Origin of the sequence: Methylobacterium gregans, from assembly GCF_022179245.1 — a bacterium.
Taxonomy (GTDB): Bacteria; Pseudomonadota; Alphaproteobacteria; order Rhizobiales; family Beijerinckiaceae; genus Methylobacterium; species Methylobacterium gregans.
On the sequence record NZ_BPQM01000010.1, the window covers coordinates 16,177 to 33,842 of the forward strand.

A 17,666-nucleotide genomic window follows, 5' to 3' on the forward strand; every position below is an offset into this window, starting at 1 on the left:
AAGGCAGATCGGGCCGCTCCGATATCCTTGAGGTGCCGGCCAGACGGCGGCACGACAACGGTCCGGCCCTCGGGCGGACCAGCGTGAATGTAGAGAAGCATGTTGCTCCACGGAGGATATGTTATGCGTCAGTTCGATCTTGCTCCCCTTTACCGCTCCACCGTCGGCTTCGACCGGCTGTTCTCGGCCCTCGACCAGTTCGTCAGCGCCGACGCCGTGCCGAGCTACCCGCCCTACAACATCGAGCGCACCGGCGAGAACGCGTACCGGATCACCGTCGCGGTCGCCGGCTTCACCGAGGCCGATCTCTCGATCGAGGTCAAGGAGAACGCGCTGACCCTGAAGGGCGAGCGCAAGGCCGACACGGCCCGCCGGGTGGAAGTGCTGCATCAGGGCATCGCCGCCCGCGGCTTCGAGCGCCGGTTCCAGCTCGCCGACTACGTTCAGGTGACGGGTGCGGCGCTCGAGAACGGCCTCCTCCACATTGATCTCGTCCGCGAGATCCCGGAGGCGAAGAAGCCGCGCCAGATCCAGATCGCGACCGGCCGCAAGCCGGAGGCGATCGAGGGTGAGGTGCAGCAGGCGGCCTGACCCGTCAGGACCGCGTGAGGGGGTGCCCCGGCCATCGGCCGGGGCGTTTTCGTGCGGGCTCAATAATCGCCGAACCAGTCGCCTACGCCCGGCTCGAAGCAGGTGTAGCCCACGAAGCAGCGCTGCGCGTCGCGGGTCGGCACGAAGCCTGCGCGCGTCACTTCGGTCGGCTCGCAGAAATTGCGGTCGCGGACGTAGCGGTCGTAGGTCGGACCACCGGTGCCCAGGACGATACCGCCCGCCCGCAACACGGTGGCGCGGGCTTGGCCGCAGGTCATCGTCGTCGTTTCGGGCCGCCCCTGCGCGTGCGCGGCGGTCACGGTCGACGTCAGCAACAGGACGGTGAGGACGTGGCGCATGGGCGATCCCGCTCCCTGTCGGGCAGGAGGGGAACGCCGCCACGGCTGCAGGTTTCCGGTCCGCGGACCTCAGAAATCGCCCAGCGCGAGCTGGCCTTGGTTGCCCCGGCGCGGGGCAGGGGCCTTTCGCTCCTTCGCGGCGGCCGCCTTGCGGGGCTTCGCCTCGGCCCCCGCCGCGGTGCGCGGCGTGTGAGACTTCGCCATCCGCTCCTTCGCCTTGTCGCGGGCGACCGCCTCCGGCGCCTGCGGATCGTCGCTGAGCCACTTGCCGCGCTTGATCACCTCGTTGACCCGGCCCTGATTGACGCCGACCTTGAAGGCGATCTCCTGCTGGGTCATGCCCGTGGTGGCGTGGAGGTCGAGGATGGTGCGGGCGAGCTCCGGCGTCATCTTCTGGCCCGTGAGGCGCCGGGCGGGCTTCACGGTGCGGGTGGCACGGTCGCGTTCGCGCAGCCGTTCGAGGAGCGCGAGCGCCATGTTCATGCCGTGCTCGCGCAGGGCCTCCTCGAATTCCTTCAGCGTCGCCATCGACGAACTCTCGCGTCACCGGAAGGGGTGCCGGGCACCCGGAACATTCCTCGAACGTGCCGGATCCCGCCCCGGTTGCGCAACCCGGGGACAGGCCCTCCGCTCCGGGCCTGATGCGGCATCGCTGCGTCATCCACCGCTAAATCGGTTCGCTGGCGCCGCGCCAACGGCTCGGCTACATCCCGGATCCATTCACGCGGCGTCAAAGCGGCAGGAGTCTCCCGGGACATGATCAGCCCCATCCTCACCGTCTCGCAGTCGGACGCCCCGCGCTCGCTCGCGGCGGCGCTGGAGGACGGCGCGGTCCTGCTCTTCCCCGACCTCGACTTCCCGTTCAGCGATTTTGAGCGCCGCTTCGTCGAGCGCCCCTTCGCGGACGGAAAGGCCAAGAACGTCAACATCCGCGGCGCGGACGCGGAGCTGCGCGGGGCCGCGGGCACGCCGGAGGAGCAGGAGGCCCTGCGCGGGCTCCTCGTGCGCTACCGCGCCTTCGCGAAGGGCCTCGTGAACCGCTACCTGCCCGACTACATCGGCCGGGTGAACTTCGCCGGCACCTCCTACCGGCCCTTCGACGTCGACAAGCGCAAGCTCAGCTGGCGCCGCGACGACACGCGGCTGCACGTCGACGCCTTCCCGTCGAACCCGATCGGCGAGAAGCGGATCCTGCGCGTCTTCCGCAACATCAACCCGAGCGGCCAGCCGCGGCGCTGGCGCGTCGGCGAGGATTTCGGCTCGATGGCGGAAAAGTTCCTGCCGAGGCTGCCGGGGTACTCGCCGCTCTCGGCCAAGCTGCTGGCGGCGCTCCGCATCACCAAGGCGCGCCGCTCCGAGTACGACCACCTGATGTTGCACCTGCACGACGCCCTGAAGCAGGACGAGGCCTATCAGGCGAGCGCTCCCCAGGCCGACGTGAACTTCCTGCCCGGCCAGACCTGGGTCACCTTCTCGGACCTCGTGATGCACGGGGCGATGGGCGGTCAGTACATGCTGGAGCAGACCGCCTACCTGCCGGTCGCCGCCCAGGCCGACCCGGCCAAGAGCCCGCAGCGCATCCTGGCGGCCAAGCTCGGCCGCCCGCTGCAATAGGAGACGAATGCGATGATCCTCGAGATCGCCCAGATCGACGTGAAGCCCGGGATGGAGGCCGAGTTCGAGACCGGCATCCGCCAAGCCTCCGAGATCTTCCGCGCCGCCAAGGGCTGCGTCAGCTTCAACGTGCGCCGCTCCGTCGAGAAGCCGCAGCGCTACCGCCTGCTGATCGAGTGGGAGACGCTGGAGGCGCACACCCAGGACTTCACCGGCTCGCAGGCCTGGAAGGACTACCGCGCGATCGTCTCGCCCTGCTTCGAGGCGCCGCCGAGCGTGGAGCACACCGAGCTCGTGCTCCAGGCCTTCTGAGGACCAAGGATGCTGAACCGCCCCCTGCGCATCGGCACCCGCGGCAGCCCGATGGCGCTCGCCCAGACCGGGATGGTGCGCGACCGCATCGTCGCGGCCAATCCCGGCCTCGAGACCGAGATCGTCGTGATCACCACGGTCGCCGACAAGGTGCTCGACCGGCCGCTCTCCGAGATCGGCGGCAAGGGGCTGTTCACGAAGGAGTTGGAGCAGGCGCTCTTCGCCGATCAGGTGGACGTCGCCGTCCACTCGATGAAGGACGTCGAGACCTGGCTGCCGGATGGGCTGGTGATCGCCTGCATCCTGGAGCGCGATGACCCGCGCGACGCTTTCCTGTCGCCGCACGCGGACGGATTCGCGGGGCTGAAACCGGGGGCTCGCGTCGGCACCTCCTCGCTCCGGCGCGGGGCACAGGTGCTGATGCGCCGGCCGGATCTGCAGATCGTGCCGCTGCGGGGCAACGCCAACACGCGGATGCGCAAGCTCGAGGCGGGCGAGTGCGACGCGACGCTGCTGGCGATCGCCGGCCTGCAGCGGCTCGGCCTGGAGGGTATGGCCCGCTCCGTTCTGGAGACCGACGACATGCTGCCGGCGGTGGCCCAGGGCGCGCTCGGTATCGAGTGCCGCGCGGACGATGCTCCGGTGCGGGCATTGCTGGCGCCGGTCGCCTGCGCGCGGACCACCGTCGCGGTCGGCTGCGAGCGGGCTCTGCTGGCCGAGCTCGACGGCTCGTGCCGCACGCCGATCGCGGCGCTCGCGCGGATCGACGGCGAGCAGCTCAGCCTCGACGGGCTGCTCTTCCTGCCGGACGGCAGCCGGCACTGGGCGGTGACACGCAGCGGCGCTGTGTCGGACGCGGAAGCGATCGGCCGGGAGGCCGGGGCGGCGCTGAAGGCGGCGGCCGGCGAGACCTATACGCGGCACCTGCAATAGGCCGGAGACCGGTCCAGCCGCTTCACGGATGCCGGATGCGGATGCCCTCCCCCGTTCGCGGGAGAGGGAGGTGCGGCCCGCCTACTTCGACGTGGCGAACAGGCGCGAGATGAACCAGAGCGGCACCACCACCACGGCGCCCGCCAGGATCCAGCCGCCGAAATCGTGGAAGGTCGCGAGGCCGAGGTCGATCAACTGGCGGGCCGAATCGTAGGCGTGCCAGAAGAGCTGCCCCGGCGTCAGCCCGAGCATCGCCATGAAGGCGCCGACGAGGATCGATAGGAACAGCAGCCGCAGGAACACCGCCGTCGGCGAGCCGCCGATGAAGCGGCGCAGGGCGTTGTCGCGCCCGCGCTGGGGCTCGCCCGGATAGGCCTGGTACGGTCCGCCCGCGCGGTGCCTGTCGTGCTCGACCATCATCTGCCTGCGACCTTGGGTTTCCAATCCGGTGCCATTCGGGATCATTCGACTGAAGAGACCCCGAACCCGGCGGAAGCGTGACGCGGGCGTCACACCCCCGGCGAAACTCCCCGCCGACTCGGGCGTTGGGCGCTTTCACGGGCTCGGCCGAGATGGCAACGCAAGCTTGAGCCGCCAAGATATCCGCAGACAGCGCGCATGACAGACGCGGGCCGCACGCCCCATCCTGTGCGGCCGAACACACGGAACGACCCTGACGATGATCGACCACGCCCTGTTCGACCCGGCGACGATCGATCCGGAAACCCTGCGCCTCAACGCCGAGGTGGTGGCCGCGCACGCCGCGCAGGCGGACCCGTGGACCCTGCCCATCGCCGAGGTGCGGGCGCGGCGCCGGGCCGGCACGCAGGCCTCGCCCGCGATGCCGCGCAGCGCCCGCGCCGAGACCATGCTGATCGACGGGCCCGGCGGCGCGCTGCCGCTGCGGGTGATCCGGCCGCGGCCGGGCGTGAAGCTGCGCGGCGCCTACCTGCACATCCACCGCGGCGGCTGGATCTGGGGCGGGGCCGACGAGCAGGACCCCTGGCTGGAGCGCATCGCCGACACCTGCGGCTTCATCTGCCTCTCGGTCGAGTACCGGCTCGCGCCCGAGCACCCCTATCCGGCAGCGCTCCTCGACTGCGAGGCCGCGGCGCTCTGGCTCGCAGGGCCCGGCCGGGCGGAGTTCGGGGTCTCGGCGCTGACGATCGGCGGCGAGTCGGTCGGCGCGCACCTCGCCGTGATGGTGCTGCTGCGCCTGCGCGACCGGCACAAGCTGCCCCGCGCCTTCCGGGGCGCGAACCTCAACGCCGGCTTCTACGATCTCGGCCTGACCCCCTCCGTACGCAACTGGGGCTCCGAGCGCCTCGTGGTGAACACGGAGGATCTCACCCGCTTCGCCGACGGCTACGTGCGCGAGGGGATCGACCGGCGCCGGCCCGACGTCTCGCCGATCTACGCGGACCTGAAGGGCCTGCCGCCCGCGCTCTTCACCATCGGCACGGCCGACCCGCTCCTCGACGATACGCTCTACATGGCCTCGCGCTGGGCGGCGGCCGGCAATGGCGGCCACACCGCGGTCTACGCGGGGGGCTGCCACATCTTCGTGCGCTATCCGGGCCCGATGAGCGAGCGGGCGCTGGAGCTGATCGACCGCTTCCTGATGGCGCTCGCCTGAGCGCGGATCTGCTTCCCCCCGCGTTCCGGGACTGGTTCGCGGGTCGCGGCTGGAGCCCGCGCCCGCACCAGCTCGACCTGCTGCGCATCGCGGGCGCGGGCCGCTCGGCGCTCCTCGTGGCGCCGACCGGCGCGGGCAAGACGCTCGCCGGCTTCCTGCCGAGCCTCGTCGCCCTGAGCGGGACGAAGGCGTCGCAGCGGAAGGGCCTGCACACGCTCTACGTCTCGCCGCTCAAGGCGCTCGCCGTCGACATCGCCCGCAACCTGGAAGCGCCGGTCACCGAGATGGGGCTGCCGGTCCGCGTCGAGACCCGCACCGGGGACACGCCGGCCCACAAGCGCACACGCCAGATCGCGCGGCCGCCCGACATCCTGCTGACAACGCCGGAGCAGCTGGCGCTGCTGATCGCGCACCGCGAGGCGTCGGACCTGCTCGCGAACCTCCGCTGCGTCATCCTCGACGAGCTCCACGCCCTGGTCACCTCGAAGCGGGGCGATCTCCTCTCGCTGGCACTGGCGCGTCTGCATCGGCTGAGCCCGGGGCTCACCGCGATCGGTCTATCGGCGACGGTGCGGGAACCGGACGAGCTGAGGCGGTATCTGATGCCGCAGGCGCCTCTCCCTCCCCCCTCTGCGGGGAAGGGTGGTCCTCGCGTCAGCGAGGGTCGGTCGGGACAAAGTCCCGCAGAGAGGGGACCCACGGCTCCGACTGAGGCTGCGGCCTTCGTGAAGACCGCGCCCGTACCTGAAGCCGGGCTCCCCTCTCCCGACCCGCTTCGCGCGCCACCCTCCCCCGCAGAGGGGGGAGGGGGAGGTGCGGGCATGGCCGACCTCGTCGTGGTGAAGGGCGGCGCCGCGCCCGACCTGCGCATGCTCGAATCGAACCGCCCGCTGCCGCTCGCCGGGCACACCGCCCACCAGTCGATGCCGGCGATCTACGAGCTGATCCGGCAGCACCGCACGGTGCTGGTCTTCGTCAACACGCGGCTCCAGGCCGAGTACACCTTCCAGGAACTCTGGCGGCTCAACGACGACGTGCTGCCGATCGCGCTCCACCACGGCTCGCTCGACGCGCAGCAGCGCCGCCGCGTGGAGGCCGCGATGGCGGCGGGGCAGTTGCGCGCCATCGTCTGCACCGCGACCCTCGATCTCGGCATCGACTGGGGTGACGTCGATCTGGTGGTGAATATCGGCGCGCCGAAGGGCGCGAGCCGGATCATGCAGCGGATCGGGCGCGCCAACCATCGCATGGACGAGCCCTCGAAAGCCTATCTGGTTCCGGCGAACCGCTTCGAGATCCTCGAGTGCCGCGCGGCGCTCGACGCCGTCGAGGCGGCCGCGCAGGATACGCCGGACGCGCGCACCGGCGCCCTCGACGTGCTGGCCCAGCACGTGCTCGGCATGGCCTGCGCCGACGCGTTCGATCCGCTCCAGCTCTACGAGGAGATCGTCTCGGCAGCGCCCTATACGGGCCTCACCTGGGAGGATTTCGAGGCGGTGGTCGATTACGTCGCGACCGGCGGCTACGCGCTGCGCGCCTACGAGCGCTTCGCCAAGATCCTGCGCGGGCCGGACGGCCTCTGGCGGGTGCGCGACGCCAGGACTGCGCAGCAGTACCGGATGAACATCGGCACCATCGTGGAGTCCGCGAAGGTGAAGGTGCGCCTCGTCCGCTCCGTGCGCGCCAAGCCCGGGACCATCCTGCCGAAGACCGGCCGGGTGCTCGGCGAGATCGAGGAGGATTTCGCCGAGACGCTGACCGTCGGCGATACCTTCCTGTTCTCCGGCGAGGTCCTGCGCTTCGAGGGGCTGATGGAGGATGAGGCCATGGTGACGCGGGCCGGGCCCGGCACCGACCCGGCCATCCCAAGCTACGCGGGCTCGAAGTTCCCGCTCTCGACCTTTCTGGCCGCCCGTGTGCGGGCGCTGATTGCCGACCCGTTCGAGTGGGACCGGCTACCGAAACAGGTGGCCGACTACCTCGTGCAGCAGCGCAGCCGCTCGGTCCTGCCGGGGCCGCGCGACCTCCTGGTGGAGACGTATCCGAGGGCGAAGCGCTACTACCTCTCGGCCTTCCCGTTCGAGGGGCGGCTCGCTCACCAGACGCTCGGCATGCTGCTGACCCGGCGGCTGGAGCGCGCCTCCCTGCGCCCGCTCGGCTTCGCCGCCAACGATTACGGCCTCGCGGTCTGGATGACGCGGGACATCTCGGAGGCGATCGCCCGCGAGCCCGGTTTCCTCGCCGAGTTGTTCGCCCAGGACATGCTGGGCGACGACCTGGAAGCCTGGCTCGCCGAATCCGCGATGATGAAGCGGACCTTCCGGCAATGCGCGGTGATCGCCGGGCTGATCGAGCGGCGCCATCCGGGCCAGAAGAAGACCGGCCGGCAGGTCACGATCTCGACGGATCTCGTCTACGACGTGCTGCGCAAGCACCAGCCCGACCACCTGCTCCTGCGCGCCGCGCGCCAGGATGCGGCAACCGGACTCCTCGACGTGAGGCGCCTCGGCATGATGCTAGAGCGCATCCAGGGGCGAATCATCCACCGGGCGCTCGACCGCGTCTCGCCGCTCTCCGTCTCCGTGATGCTGGAGATCGGGCGCGAGAAGGTCTACGGCGAGGGCGCGGACGAGATCCTGGCTGAGGCCGAGGCGCAGCTTCTCGAAGAGGCGCTGGGCTAGAGGCCCGGAGGCTTGCGATGGCGCACCCCGGTCCCCCGGATGAGGATGCGATCTTGGCGCTCGGCCAGAGACTTGAGAAGACACAGAAGCCCGCGGGCCTGACGCTCGCCGGCGAGGACGCGGTGCTGGACCTCTCCGGAGCGCTCTGGCTGCCCGCGCACCGGACCCTGGTGGTCTCCGACCTGCACTTGGAGAAGGGCTCGGCCTACGCTGCCCGCTCGGGCCAGTTTCTGCCGCCCTACGACACCCGTGAGACGCTGGCGAACCTGCACGAGGCGGTGCTGCGTCACGACCCTGCCCGGGTCGTCGCGCTCGGCGATTCCTTCCACGATGCCCGCGGGCCCGAGCGCATGGAGCCGGGCGACCGGGCCATGGTGGCGGCCCTGCAGGAGGGGCGCGACTGGGTCTGGATCGCCGGCAACCACGACGCGGCGGTTCAGGAGGGCGTCGGCGGGCGCTACGCCGACACGCTGACGCTCGGCGCGCTGACCCTGCGGCACGAGCCCGTCCCGGGCGCCGCGCCCGGCGAAGTCGCGGGCCACCTCCATCCCTGCGGCAAGGTGGCGATGCGGGGCCGCGCGGTCCGCCGCCGCTGCTTCGTCTCGGACGGGGCCCGTCTCGTGATGCCGGCCTTCGGGGCCTTCACGGGCGGGCTCAACGTGCGCGACAAGGCCTTCGATCCGCTTTTCCCGGAGGGCTTCACGGCGCACCTCCTCGGCGACGGCCGGGTCTTCGCCATCGGCCGACAGATGCTCGCTCGGGACTGAGGATCCAGGGGATTCCGGAGGGCCTGCAGGCCCTCCGGCGGGGAACGGGGCGGCGCCCCGAAACCTCAGGCCGCGGCCGGCCGGGCCGCGAGATCGAGCTCGGTGAAGTCGCAGTTGTCGAGCCAGATACCGGTCAGGTGGAAGAAGAAGGTCCCGTGCCCGACCACCGCGATGGTGCGCTCCGGCCGGGCCCGCAGCCATTCGCGGAAGTCGGCCACGCGGGCGTCGAACAGGTGGCGCGGCTCGACCGGGTAATCCCCGACCTGCGATCCCTCCTCCGCATGCCACCACACCTCCGGCAGATGGCCGACATCGAGGTGCGGGAACTCCGCGGCGATCTCGGAGGCCGCGCGGCCGACGTCGCAGCTGCTCTCCTGGCATTCCCGGTGCAGCACCTCGACCAGCACCCGCGGCGCGCTCGGATGCTCGCCGAACACGATGGCGCTGGTCTGGATCGCCCGGGTCAGCGGCGACGTCACCACGAGCTCGAAGGGCACGTCGCGCAGGCGCGCGCGGGCGGCCTCGGCCTGGGCGTGGCCGCGCTCGGTCAGACGGGCATCGCGGTGGCCGGGATCGCGGCCGGTGGCGCGGTGGGCGGCGTTGAAGGTCGATTCGCCGTGGCGAAGGCAGACGATGCGGGTGGGACTGCTCATCATGTCTCGGGATCGTAGGGGAGGGCGCCCCGGCTTGCCAGCCGGGGCGAAGGCATCAGGCGAAGCGGCCGCCGCGCTGGATCACCTCGATCTTGTAGCCGTCCGGATCGGTGGCGAAGAAGAAGGTGGCGAGCGCTCGGTCGCCGTGCTTCAGCGTCTTCAGATCGGTCGCCGGCAGGCCGGCCTGCTTGAAGCGGGCGTGCTCGGCCTCGACATCGTCCACCGTCACGGCGAGATGCCCGTAGCCGTCGCCGAGGTTGTAGGCCTCGCTGCGATCCTTGTTGACCGTGAGCTCCAGCTCGAACGGGGCTTCCGGATTGCTCAGGTAGATCAGGGTGAAGTCCGGGAAGTCGAGACGCTCGGCGACCTTCAGCCCGAAGGCCGTGCCGTAGTAATCCACCGAGCGTGCCTCGTCCCGGACGCGGACCATGGCATGGACGAGCTTCGACATCGGATCCTTACCTCGAGCGGGGGCGGTAATGCGCCTCATGTGGCGCGGAAGGCCCGAGGTGGAAAGGCCGGAGGGATGTCGCGCCCAGCGCCCTGTCGGACCCCGAACCTTGTCGCGCCCGGCGCGATGCTGCAAAGCGGGCGCGTCACCGACCGAGCCAGCCCATGCACGACATCCGCGCCATCCGCGAGAACCCGGACGCCTTCGACCGCGACCTCGAGCGCCGCGGCCTCGCGCCGCTCTCGGCCGAGCTGATCGCCCTCGATGATGCCCGCAAGGCCGCGACCTCGGCGGCGCAGGCCAACCAAGAGCGCCGCAACGCGCTGGCCAAGGAGATCGGCGGCGCCAAGAAGGCGAAGGACGAGGCCCGCGCGGCGGAGCTGATGGCGGAGGTCGCCCGGCTCAAGGAGGAGGGGCCGGCCCTGGAGGCCGCTCAAGCCGAGGCCGGCAAGGTGCTGGACGAGCGCTTGGCGGCGATCCCGAACCGGCCGAAGCCGGACGTTCCGGAGGGCGCCGACGAGCACGGCAACGTCGAGTACCGCCGCCACGAAGCGGGCCGCGAGCGCCTGAGCGCCGGGCGCCAGCACTTCGAGATCGGCGAGGCCATGCGGCTCATGGATTTCGAGGCGGCCGCGAAGATCTCCGGCTCGCGCTTCGTGGTGCTGAAGGGCCAGCTCGCCCGGATGGAGCGGGCGCTCGGCCAGTTCATGATGGACCTGCACACCACCGAGCACGGCTACACCGAGGTGGCGCCGCCGGTGCTGGTGCGCGACGAGGCGATGTTCGGCACCGCGCAGCTGCCGAAGTTCCGCGACGACCAGTTCGCGGCGGGCGAGGATTTCTGGCTCATCCCGACCGCCGAAGTTCCGCTGACCAACCTCGTGCGCGAGTCGATCCTCGCCGAGGACGAGCTGCCGCTGCGCTTCACGGCGCTCACCCCCTGCTTCCGGGCGGAAGCCGGTGCCGCGGGCCGCGACACCCGCGGGATGCTGCGCCAGCACCAGTTCAACAAGGTGGAACTCGTCTCGATCACCGCGCCGGACAAGTCCGCCGAGGAGCACGAGCGCATGCTCGCCTGCGCGGAGGCGGTGCTGAAGAAGCTCGACCTCACCTATCGGGTGATGACGCTCTGCACCGGCGACATGGGCTTCGCGTCCGCCAAGACCTACGACATCGAGGTCTGGGTGCCGGGGCAGGAGACCTACCGGGAGATCTCATCCTGCTCGGTCTGCGGCGAGTTCCAGGCGCGGCGGATGAACGCGCGCTACCGCCCGAACGGCCAGAAGGGCGTTCAGTTCGTGCACACGCTCAACGGCTCGGGCGTCGCGGTCGGCCGCGCGCTCATCGCCGTGATGGAGAATTACCAGAATCCGGACGGCAGCGTCACGGTGCCGTCCTGCCTGCAGCCCTATATGGGCGGCCTCACCCGGATCGAGGGACCCGCGAACTGATGCGTATTCTCGTCACCAACGACGACGGCATCCACGCGCCGGGCCTCGCCACGCTTGAGGCGATCGCCCGCGAGATCTCGGACGACGTCTGGGTGGTCGCGCCCGAGACCGACCAATCCGGCGTGTCGCACTCGCTCTCGCTGAACGATCCCCTGCGCCTGCGGCAGGTCTCGGAGCAGCGCTTCGCCATCAAGGGCACGCCGTCCGACTGCGTGATCATGGGCGTGCGCCACATCCTGGGCGACCATCCGCCGGACCTCGTCCTGTCGGGGGTCAACCGGGGCCAGAACGTCGCCGAGGACGTGACCTATTCCGGCACGATCGCCGCCGCGATGGAGGGCACGATCCTCGGCATCAAGTCGATCGCCCTGAGCCAGGCCTACGGGCCGGGTGGGCGCGGCTCGCTCAAGTGGGACTGCGCCCGGGAGCACGGGCCGAGGGTGATCGCGAAGATCCTGGAGACCGGCATCGAGCCCGGCATCCTCGTCAACGTGAACTTCCCCGATTGCGAGCCCGGCGCCGTCCAGGGCATTGCGGTGGCGGCGCAGGGCCAGCGCAACCAGGCGCTGCTGGCGATCGACGCCCGTACGGACGGGCGCGGCAACCCGTATTTCTGGCTGGCCTTCGCCAAGGCGCGGTTCGAGCCGGGCAACGGCTCCGACCTCAAGGCCATCGCCGAGCACCGCATCTCGGTGACGCCGCTGCGCCTCGACCTCACCGACGAGCCGACGCTGACCCGCTTCGCCCAGGCCTTCGCCGAGTAGCCCCGGGTGGACATCGAGTCCGACGCCGGCCTCGCGGACGGTCCCGCCGAGGAGGCGGTCGGCAACGCGGCTTTCGTGCTGGCGCTGCTCGGGCGGGGCCTGCGCGACCGGGCGGTTCTGCGCGCCATGGAGCGGGTGCCGCGCGCCCGCTTCGCGATGCCGGAGCACGCCGACCTCGCCCGGCGCGACCTCGCCCTGCCGCTGCCCTGCGGCGCCGCGATGACGGCGCCGGGCACGGTCGCGCGGATGCTGGCCCTGTTGCGGGTCGAGCCCGGCCAGCGCGTTCTGGAGGTCGGCACCGGCTCCGGCTACGTCACCGCGCTCTTGGCCGAACTCGGCGCCGCGGTGACGAGCCTGGAGCGCTACGCCACGCTGGCGGAGGCGGCCCGCGGGCGGATTAGCCCCGATGCGCCGGTCACCGTCCTGCACGCCGACGGCCTCGCGGAGGCGGGGGAGGGCACCTACGACCGGGTAATGGTGAACGGTGCGGTCGGCGCGCTGAACCCCGGCTGGATCGCCGCCCTGGCGCCGGCCGGCCGCCTCGTGGCGGGCCTCGGCACGCCGGGCGGCTGCCGGCTCACGCTCTACCGGCACGCGCCGGAGGGCTGCGAGACCGGTCCTTCGGTCCGCCTCGCCGGCCTCGTGCCGGGTCGGGCGCTGGCCCTCTGAACGGGCTCGCCGGCGAGACCTCGGGAAGTTCCGTCCCGTCGCGCAGCATGGTTTACGGGAACGGTTGCTTAACCTGAATCCGGTTTGAATGGCTGCATCAAGTTGCGTCAGGCAAACGGGTGCGTCGATGCGGGTTCGCGTGGCTGGTCGGGGGATGCGGACGCTGTCGCGCGTCGCCCTCATCGGGATCATCGGTGGCGGTGCCGCCGCCTGCTCGTCGGACACGATGCGTCTCGGCGATCCCTTCACCAATCCGTTCGCCTCGAACCACGCGAGCGAGCCCGCCGCGACCGGCAGCCTGCCGGACACCGATCTCGCGCCGGCGCCCGCCATCCGCACGGGCCGGATCCAGTCCGAGGCGCTGGGTGCCCCGTCCGCGCCGATCACGCCGCGCGCGCTGCCGGCTCCGGCCCCGGTCGCGATGAAGCCCGCCCCCGCGGCCCCCGCCACGCGCGTCGCCTCGACGGGCGCGGCCGGTTGGTCGGCCAGCGGCGGCACGACCATCACGGTCTCGCAGAACGACAGCCTGAACCAGATGTCGACCCGCTTCGGCGTGCCGGCCTCGGCGATCCTCTCGGCCAACAATCTGACCAGCGCCAGCCAGATCACCCCCGGCCGCCAGATCGTCATCCCGGTCTACAACGCCTCGGGCATGAACCCGGCCGCGACGCCCGCGATGAGCGCCCGCGCCGTGCCGGCCGCCCCGGCCGAGCGCCTGAAGGCCGCCGAGGTGAAGCGTCAGGACGAGCAGAAGCGCATCGCCGAGACCAAGCGCGAGGCCGCTGCCCGGGAGGCCGCCGCCAAGGCCGAGGCCGCCAGGGAAGCGGCCAAGGAATCGGCCAAGGAGGCCGCCAAGGACGCTTCGAAGAAGCTCGCAGAAGCCAAGGCCGCCAAGGAGGCCGCCCAGAAGGCCGCGGCGCTCGAGGCCGAGAAGAAGAAGCACGTCCGCCCCGGCCAGACCGCCAAGGCCGAGACCAAGGTCGAGTCGAAGCCCGACCCGAAGGCCGAGGCCGCCCGCAAGGCCGAGGCCGAGGCCAAGCTCGCCAAGGCGGAGGCCGCCAAGGAGGCTTCGAAGAAGCTCGCCGAGGCCAAGGCTGCCAAGGACGCCGCGAAGGACGCCGCCAAGGCGGCTGCGGACAAGGCCGCCGCCGAGAAGCTGGCTGCCGAGAAGGCCGCCGCGGCCGAGAAGAAGGCCGCTGCCGCCAGGCCCGCCGAGAAGGCGGAACCGGCGAGCACCGGCTCGGTCGCCCAGGCGCCCGTCGCCCCGGCGGCTCCGGACCAGAACTTCCGCTGGCCGGCCAAGGGCCGCGTGATCTCCGGCTACGGCACCTCGGGCAACGAGGGCATCAACATCGCGGTCCCGGAGGGCACCGCCGTGAAGGCTGCCGAGGACGGCACGGTCGCCTACGCCGGCTCGGACGTGAAGGGCTACGGCAAGCTGGTTCTGGTGCGCCACCAGAACGGCTACGTCTCGGCCTACGCCCATAACGGCGAGATCGACGTGAAGCCCGGCGAGAAGGTGAAGCGCGGCCAGACGATCGCCAAGTCGGGCGCCTCGGGCAACGTCACCTCGCCCCAGCTCCACTTCGAGATCCGCAAGGGCGGCGCGCCGATCGACCCGATGAGCCAGCTCGCCAGCAACTGACTTTTTGGGACACGGGATCTGGGAGCGGCGGCCGGTGACGGCCGCCGTTCGCGTTTCAGCCCAGCCGCTGGCCGAGCCGGCCGGCCAGATCCTGGATGAACTGGAAGGCCGTGCGGCCGGAGCGCGAGCCGCGGGTGGTCGACCATTCCAGCGCCTCGGCCCGCAGCCGGTCGGGCTCCACGTCGAGCGCGTAATGCGCCACGTAGGCGCGGATCATCGCGAGGTACTCGTCCTGGCTGCACTTGTGGAAGCCGAGCCACAGACCGAACCGGTCGGAGAGCGAGACCTTCTCCTCGACCGCCTCGCCCGGGTTGATCGCGGTGGAGCGCTCGTTCTCCACCATCTCGCGGGCGAGCAGGTGCCGCCGGTTCGAGGTGGCGTAGAACAGCACGTTGCCGGGCCTGCCCTCGATGCCGCCGTCGAGCGCCGTCTTCAGCGATTTGTACGAGGTGTCGTCGGCATCGAACGACAGGTCGTCGCAGAACACGATCCAGCGGTGCGGGTCGGGCCGCAGCAGGGCCATCAGGTCGGGCAGCGCCTCGATGTCCTCGCGGTGGATCTCCACGAGCTTCATCGGCCGCTCGCCGGCCGCGCGCTTCGCGTTCACCTCCGCCTGCACCGCCTTGACCAGCGAGGACTTGCCCATGCCGCGCGCGCCCCAGAGCAGCGCGTTGTTGGCCGGCAGGCCCTTCGCGAAGCGGGCAGTATTGTCGGCCAGGATGTCGCGGTTGCGATCGATGCCGGTGAGAAGACCCATCTCGATCCGGTTGACCTGCGGCACCGGCTGCAGCCGGCGCTCCGGCCCCCAGACGAAGGCGTCGGCCTGGGTGACGTCGGTCGGCACCCGCTGCGGCGGGGCCGCGCGCTCCAGCGCGGTGGCGATCCGCTCCAGGAGCGGCATCAGGTCGTCGAGGGTCGTGGTCATCAGGACTGCATCCGGGGGTGGCAACACGCCCGGCGCATACACCCGCTTGGGCCCCGCGATCCACCGCGCGGCGCGACGGACCCGTGGCGGAAGGCTCGCCGAGCGCCGTTGCTTTCGGGTCGGCGGCGGCTATAGTCCGCGCGCTTTTCGAGGGGCCCCGCCCGCGTGCCGGCCCCGTCCGTCGTTTGTCAGGAGACGCGCTTGATCACCCCCGCCTTCGCGCAAGGATCCGCCCCGGCCGGAGGCGCGGAGATCGCCTTGCAGGTGGTCCCGTTCGTCCTCATCTTCGTGATCATGTACTTCCTGATCCTGCGACCCCAGCAGAAGCGGGTCAAGGATCATCAGGCGCTGATCAAGAACGTGCGCCGCGACGACACGATCGTGACCACGGGCGGCCTCGTCGGCCGCGTGACGAAGGTGCAGGACGAGGCGTCCGAGATCGAGGTCGAGATCGCGCCGAACGTGCGGGTGAAGATCGTCCGGGCGATGATCTCCGAGGTCCGCGTCAAGGGCGGACCGGTCAAGGCCGCCTGACGGCTTCTCCCGCGCGACGCCCGCCTCCGCGGCGGGCCTTGAGAACACAAGAGACGACGGCGGATGTTGCGCTTTTCCCGTTCGAAGATCATCGCGACGCTCGCCGTCATCCTGATCGGCCTGAGCTTGGCCGTGCCGAGCTTCGTGCCGGCGGACAGCCGGAAGGCCTTCCTGGCCTCACTGCCCAGCTGGTTCCCGACCTGGATCATCCCCCAGCGCGCCATCGTGCTCGGCCTCGACCTCCAGGGCGGCTCGCAGCTCCTGCTCGAAGTCGACCAGAACGAGCTCGTCGCCTCGCAGGCCAAGGGTCTGCGCGACGACGTGCGCCGCATCCTGCAGCAGGAGGGCGTGCGCGCCGACGGCGGCATCGGCCTCCAGCCGCGCGGCGTGCAGGTCCGCATCGCCGACGCCGCCGCCCGCGCCAAGGTGATGCCGAAGCTGCGCGAGCTCGCCCAGCCGATCTCCAACGCGCTCGTCGGTCAGACCGGCGCCCGCACCCTCGACATCACCGAGCAGCCGGACGGCCTGATCCGCCTGACCCTGACGGATGCGGGCATCACCGACCGCACCCGCCGCGCCGTGAGCCAGGGCATCGAGGTCATCCGCCGCCGTCTCGACTCGACCGGCACCACCGAGCCGTCGATCCAGCAGCAGGGCGCCGACCGCATCCTGATCCAGGTGCCGGGCGAGCAGAACCCGGAGCGGCTGGAGAAGCTTCTCGGCTCGACCGCAAAGCTCGAGTTCCGGATGCTCGCCGACTCGCCCTCGGGCGATGTCGACATGCTGCCCTCCCGCGACGAGAAGGGCGCCCGCGTCCCCGTCGAGCGCCGCGTGATGGCGGACGGCGGCGACCTCACCGACGCCCAGCCCTCGTTCGACCAGCAGTCGCGCGAGCCGATGGTGAGCTTCAAGTTCAACCTGAAGGGCGCCCAGCGCTTCGGCGCCGCCACTGCCGAGAACGTCGGCCGCCGCATGGCGATCGTGCTCGACAATGAGGTGGTCTCCGCCCCCGTGATCCGCACTGCCATCACTGGCGGCTCGGGCCAGATCACCGGCAACTTCACGGTGCAGCAGGCCAACGACCTATCGGTGCTGCTTCGCGCGGGCGCGCTGCCGGCCAAGTTCACGGTCGTCGAGCGCCGCGTGGTGGGCCCGGGCCTCGGCCGCGACTCGATTGAGGCCGGCAAGCTCGCCACCTTCGTGGCGGCGGGCCTCGTCATCGCCTTCATGTTCGCGACCTACGGTACCTTCGGCTTCATCGCCAACATCGCCCTCATCGTCCACGTGGGCTTGATCCTCGGCCTGATGTCGGTGCTGGAAGCCACGATGACCTTGCCCGGCATCGCCGGCATCGTGCTCACGATCGGCACGGCGGTCGATTCGAACGTGCTCATCTACGAGCGCATGCGCGAGGAGGCCCGCGCCGGGCGCTCGCTGATCTCGGCGCTCCAGGCCGGCTTCGACCGGGCGTTCGCCACCATCATCGACTCGAACTCGACCATGGCGATCGCCGCCCTGATCCTGTTCTTCCTCGGATCCGGTCCAGTGAAGGGCTTCGCGGTCGTCTTCATCCTCGGAATCCTGACGACGGTCATCACCGCCGTGACGCTGACCCGGATGATGATCGCGCTCTGGTACAACACCTTCCGGCCCAAGGCCCTGCCGTTCTGAGCCCGTAACA

The 17,666-nt window shown here is 71.0% G+C and carries 19 protein-coding genes; 13 read left to right on the forward strand and 6 right to left on the reverse strand.

Annotated features, from left to right (window positions below; genetic code table 11):
* Window positions 1-123 precede the first annotated feature (123 nt).
* Complete coding sequence (locus MFF54_RS02560) at window positions 124-591, forward strand: Hsp20 family protein (RefSeq protein ID WP_238301053.1); 468 nt, start codon at window positions 124-126, stop codon at window positions 589-591.
* 59 nt (window positions 592-650) lie between these two features.
* Here the strand turns inward: MFF54_RS02560 and MFF54_RS02565 are convergent, their stop codons facing one another.
* The gene (locus MFF54_RS02565) at window positions 651-950 is read right to left on the reverse strand and encodes a hypothetical protein (RefSeq protein WP_238301055.1); all 300 of its coding nucleotides are present in this window, start codon (window positions 948-950) and stop codon (window positions 651-653) included.
* Window positions 951-1,019: 69 nt separating this feature from the next.
* Window positions 1,020-1,478: an RNA polymerase subunit sigma-70 gene (locus MFF54_RS02570; protein WP_238301058.1), complete on the reverse strand. Its 459-nt coding sequence runs from the start codon at window positions 1,476-1,478 to the stop codon at window positions 1,020-1,022.
* A gap of 228 nt (window positions 1,479-1,706) precedes the next feature.
* Between MFF54_RS02570 and kdoO the strand changes: the two genes are divergently transcribed.
* Genes kdoO through hemC form a run of 3 tightly spaced genes read left to right on the forward strand, consistent with a single transcriptional unit; the run spans window position 1,707 to window position 3,809 of the window.
* Window positions 1,707-2,564, forward strand: coding sequence for a Kdo hydroxylase KdoO (kdoO, locus tag MFF54_RS02575; protein ID WP_238301060.1), 858 nt, complete (start codon window positions 1,707-1,709; stop codon window positions 2,562-2,564).
* Window positions 2,565-2,576: 12 nt separating this feature from the next.
* Window positions 2,577-2,876: an antibiotic biosynthesis monooxygenase family protein gene (locus MFF54_RS02580; protein WP_238301061.1), complete on the forward strand. Its 300-nt coding sequence runs from the start codon at window positions 2,577-2,579 to the stop codon at window positions 2,874-2,876.
* Window positions 2,877-2,885: 9 nt separating this feature from the next.
* A complete protein-coding gene (hemC, locus tag MFF54_RS02585; RefSeq protein WP_238301063.1) occupies window positions 2,886-3,809 on the forward strand; it encodes a hydroxymethylbilane synthase in 924 nt (307 codons plus the stop codon).
* Window positions 3,810-3,890: 81 nt separating this feature from the next.
* Here the strand turns inward: hemC and MFF54_RS02590 are convergent, their stop codons facing one another.
* A complete protein-coding gene (locus MFF54_RS02590) occupies window positions 3,891-4,229 on the reverse strand; it encodes a DUF6460 domain-containing protein (RefSeq protein ID WP_238301065.1) in 339 nt (112 codons plus the stop codon).
* Window positions 4,230-4,488: 259 nt separating this feature from the next.
* On the opposite strand from MFF54_RS02590, the gene MFF54_RS02595 reads away from it, so the two are divergent.
* The 3 genes from MFF54_RS02595 to pdeM are packed head-to-tail and all read left to right on the forward strand — an operon-like array spanning window position 4,489 to window position 8,893.
* Entirely contained in the window at window positions 4,489-5,445 is a 957-nt protein-coding gene (locus tag MFF54_RS02595) for an alpha/beta hydrolase (protein WP_238301066.1), read from the forward strand.
* Window positions 5,442-8,126, forward strand: coding sequence for a ligase-associated DNA damage response DEXH box helicase (locus MFF54_RS02600; protein WP_238301105.1), 2,685 nt, complete (start codon window positions 5,442-5,444; stop codon window positions 8,124-8,126). The genes MFF54_RS02595 and MFF54_RS02600 overlap by 4 nt, the downstream gene beginning before the upstream one ends.
* Before the next feature lie 53 nt (window positions 8,127-8,179).
* A complete protein-coding gene (gene pdeM / locus MFF54_RS02605) occupies window positions 8,180-8,893 on the forward strand; it encodes a ligase-associated DNA damage response endonuclease PdeM (protein WP_238301107.1) in 714 nt (237 codons plus the stop codon).
* A gap of 65 nt (window positions 8,894-8,958) precedes the next feature.
* On the opposite strand, the gene MFF54_RS02610 is transcribed toward pdeM, so the two are convergent.
* Both MFF54_RS02610 and MFF54_RS02615 read right to left on the reverse strand, forming a co-directional pair.
* Window positions 8,959-9,546 carry a histidine phosphatase family protein gene (locus MFF54_RS02610; RefSeq protein WP_238301109.1) on the reverse strand — a complete coding sequence of 196 codons (588 nt, stop codon included), beginning with the start codon at window positions 9,544-9,546 and terminating at the stop codon, window positions 8,959-8,961.
* A gap of 55 nt (window positions 9,547-9,601) precedes the next feature.
* Window positions 9,602-9,997 carry a VOC family protein gene (locus MFF54_RS02615; RefSeq protein ID WP_238301069.1) on the reverse strand — a complete coding sequence of 132 codons (396 nt, stop codon included), beginning with the start codon at window positions 9,995-9,997 and terminating at the stop codon, window positions 9,602-9,604.
* Between the two features lie 164 nt (window positions 9,998-10,161).
* Here MFF54_RS02615 and serS point away from each other — a divergent pair, with 164 nt between their 5' ends.
* The 4 genes from serS (at window position 10,162) to MFF54_RS02635 (ending at window position 14,526) form a co-directional block, all read left to right on the forward strand.
* Window positions 10,162-11,448 carry a serine--tRNA ligase gene (gene serS / locus MFF54_RS02620; protein ID WP_238301071.1) on the forward strand — a complete coding sequence of 429 codons (1,287 nt, stop codon included), beginning with the start codon at window positions 10,162-10,164 and terminating at the stop codon, window positions 11,446-11,448.
* Window positions 11,448-12,212 (forward strand): 5'/3'-nucleotidase SurE, encoded by a 765-nt coding sequence (gene surE, locus MFF54_RS02625; protein WP_238301073.1) that lies wholly within the window; start codon window positions 11,448-11,450, stop codon window positions 12,210-12,212. The genes serS and surE overlap by 1 nt, the downstream gene beginning before the upstream one ends.
* Before the next feature lie 12 nt (window positions 12,213-12,224).
* Window positions 12,225-12,881: a protein-L-isoaspartate O-methyltransferase family protein gene (locus MFF54_RS02630; RefSeq protein ID WP_238301111.1), complete on the forward strand. Its 657-nt coding sequence runs from the start codon at window positions 12,225-12,227 to the stop codon at window positions 12,879-12,881.
* Window positions 12,882-13,035: 154 nt separating this feature from the next.
* Window positions 13,036-14,526 (forward strand): peptidoglycan DD-metalloendopeptidase family protein, encoded by a 1,491-nt coding sequence (locus tag MFF54_RS02635; protein ID WP_238301075.1) that lies wholly within the window; start codon window positions 13,036-13,038, stop codon window positions 14,524-14,526.
* A gap of 55 nt (window positions 14,527-14,581) precedes the next feature.
* On the opposite strand, the gene MFF54_RS02640 is transcribed toward MFF54_RS02635, so the two are convergent.
* Complete coding sequence (locus MFF54_RS02640) at window positions 14,582-15,451, reverse strand: ATP-binding protein (RefSeq protein ID WP_238301077.1); 870 nt, start codon at window positions 15,449-15,451, stop codon at window positions 14,582-14,584.
* A 201-nt stretch (window positions 15,452-15,652) separates the two neighbouring features.
* Between MFF54_RS02640 and yajC the strand changes: the two genes are divergently transcribed.
* Together yajC and secD are read left to right on the forward strand one after the other, a co-directional pair.
* The gene (yajC, locus tag MFF54_RS02645; protein ID WP_238301079.1) at window positions 15,653-15,985 is read left to right on the forward strand and encodes a preprotein translocase subunit YajC; all 333 of its coding nucleotides are present in this window, start codon (window positions 15,653-15,655) and stop codon (window positions 15,983-15,985) included.
* A gap of 63 nt (window positions 15,986-16,048) precedes the next feature.
* Window positions 16,049-17,656, forward strand: a complete 1,608-nt coding sequence (gene secD, locus MFF54_RS02650; protein ID WP_238301081.1) for a protein translocase subunit SecD — start codon at window positions 16,049-16,051, stop codon at window positions 17,654-17,656.
* Window positions 17,657-17,666: the final 10 nt, after the last annotated feature.

What these genes read in the sequence shown, in the direction of transcription:
- MFF54_RS02560 (WP_238301053.1), top strand. Translation starts at nt 124, where the DNA reads ATGCGTCAGTTCGATCTTGCTCCCCTTTACCGCTCCACCGTCGGCTTC.
- MFF54_RS02565 (WP_238301055.1), bottom strand. Translation starts at nt 950, where the DNA reads ATGCGCCACGTCCTCACCGTCCTGTTGCTGACGTCGACCGTGACCGCC.
- MFF54_RS02570 (WP_238301058.1), bottom strand. Translation starts at nt 1,478, where the DNA reads ATGGCGACGCTGAAGGAATTCGAGGAGGCCCTGCGCGAGCACGGCATG.
- kdoO (WP_238301060.1), top strand. Translation starts at nt 1,707, where the DNA reads ATGATCAGCCCCATCCTCACCGTCTCGCAGTCGGACGCCCCGCGCTCG.
- MFF54_RS02580 (WP_238301061.1), top strand. Translation starts at nt 2,577, where the DNA reads ATGATCCTCGAGATCGCCCAGATCGACGTGAAGCCCGGGATGGAGGCC.
- hemC (WP_238301063.1), top strand. Translation starts at nt 2,886, where the DNA reads ATGCTGAACCGCCCCCTGCGCATCGGCACCCGCGGCAGCCCGATGGCG.
- MFF54_RS02590 (WP_238301065.1), bottom strand. Translation starts at nt 4,229, where the DNA reads ATGATGGTCGAGCACGACAGGCACCGCGCGGGCGGACCGTACCAGGCC.
- MFF54_RS02595 (WP_238301066.1), top strand. Translation starts at nt 4,489, where the DNA reads ATGATCGACCACGCCCTGTTCGACCCGGCGACGATCGATCCGGAAACC.
- MFF54_RS02610 (WP_238301109.1), bottom strand. Translation starts at nt 9,546, where the DNA reads ATGAGCAGTCCCACCCGCATCGTCTGCCTTCGCCACGGCGAATCGACC.
- MFF54_RS02615 (WP_238301069.1), bottom strand. Translation starts at nt 9,997, where the DNA reads ATGTCGAAGCTCGTCCATGCCATGGTCCGCGTCCGGGACGAGGCACGC.
- serS (WP_238301071.1), top strand. Translation starts at nt 10,162, where the DNA reads ATGCACGACATCCGCGCCATCCGCGAGAACCCGGACGCCTTCGACCGC.
- surE (WP_238301073.1), top strand. Translation starts at nt 11,448, where the DNA reads ATGCGTATTCTCGTCACCAACGACGACGGCATCCACGCGCCGGGCCTC.
- MFF54_RS02635 (WP_238301075.1), top strand. Translation starts at nt 13,036, where the DNA reads ATGCGGACGCTGTCGCGCGTCGCCCTCATCGGGATCATCGGTGGCGGT.
- MFF54_RS02640 (WP_238301077.1), bottom strand. Translation starts at nt 15,451, where the DNA reads ATGACCACGACCCTCGACGACCTGATGCCGCTCCTGGAGCGGATCGCC.
- secD (WP_238301081.1), top strand. Translation starts at nt 16,049, where the DNA reads ATGTTGCGCTTTTCCCGTTCGAAGATCATCGCGACGCTCGCCGTCATC.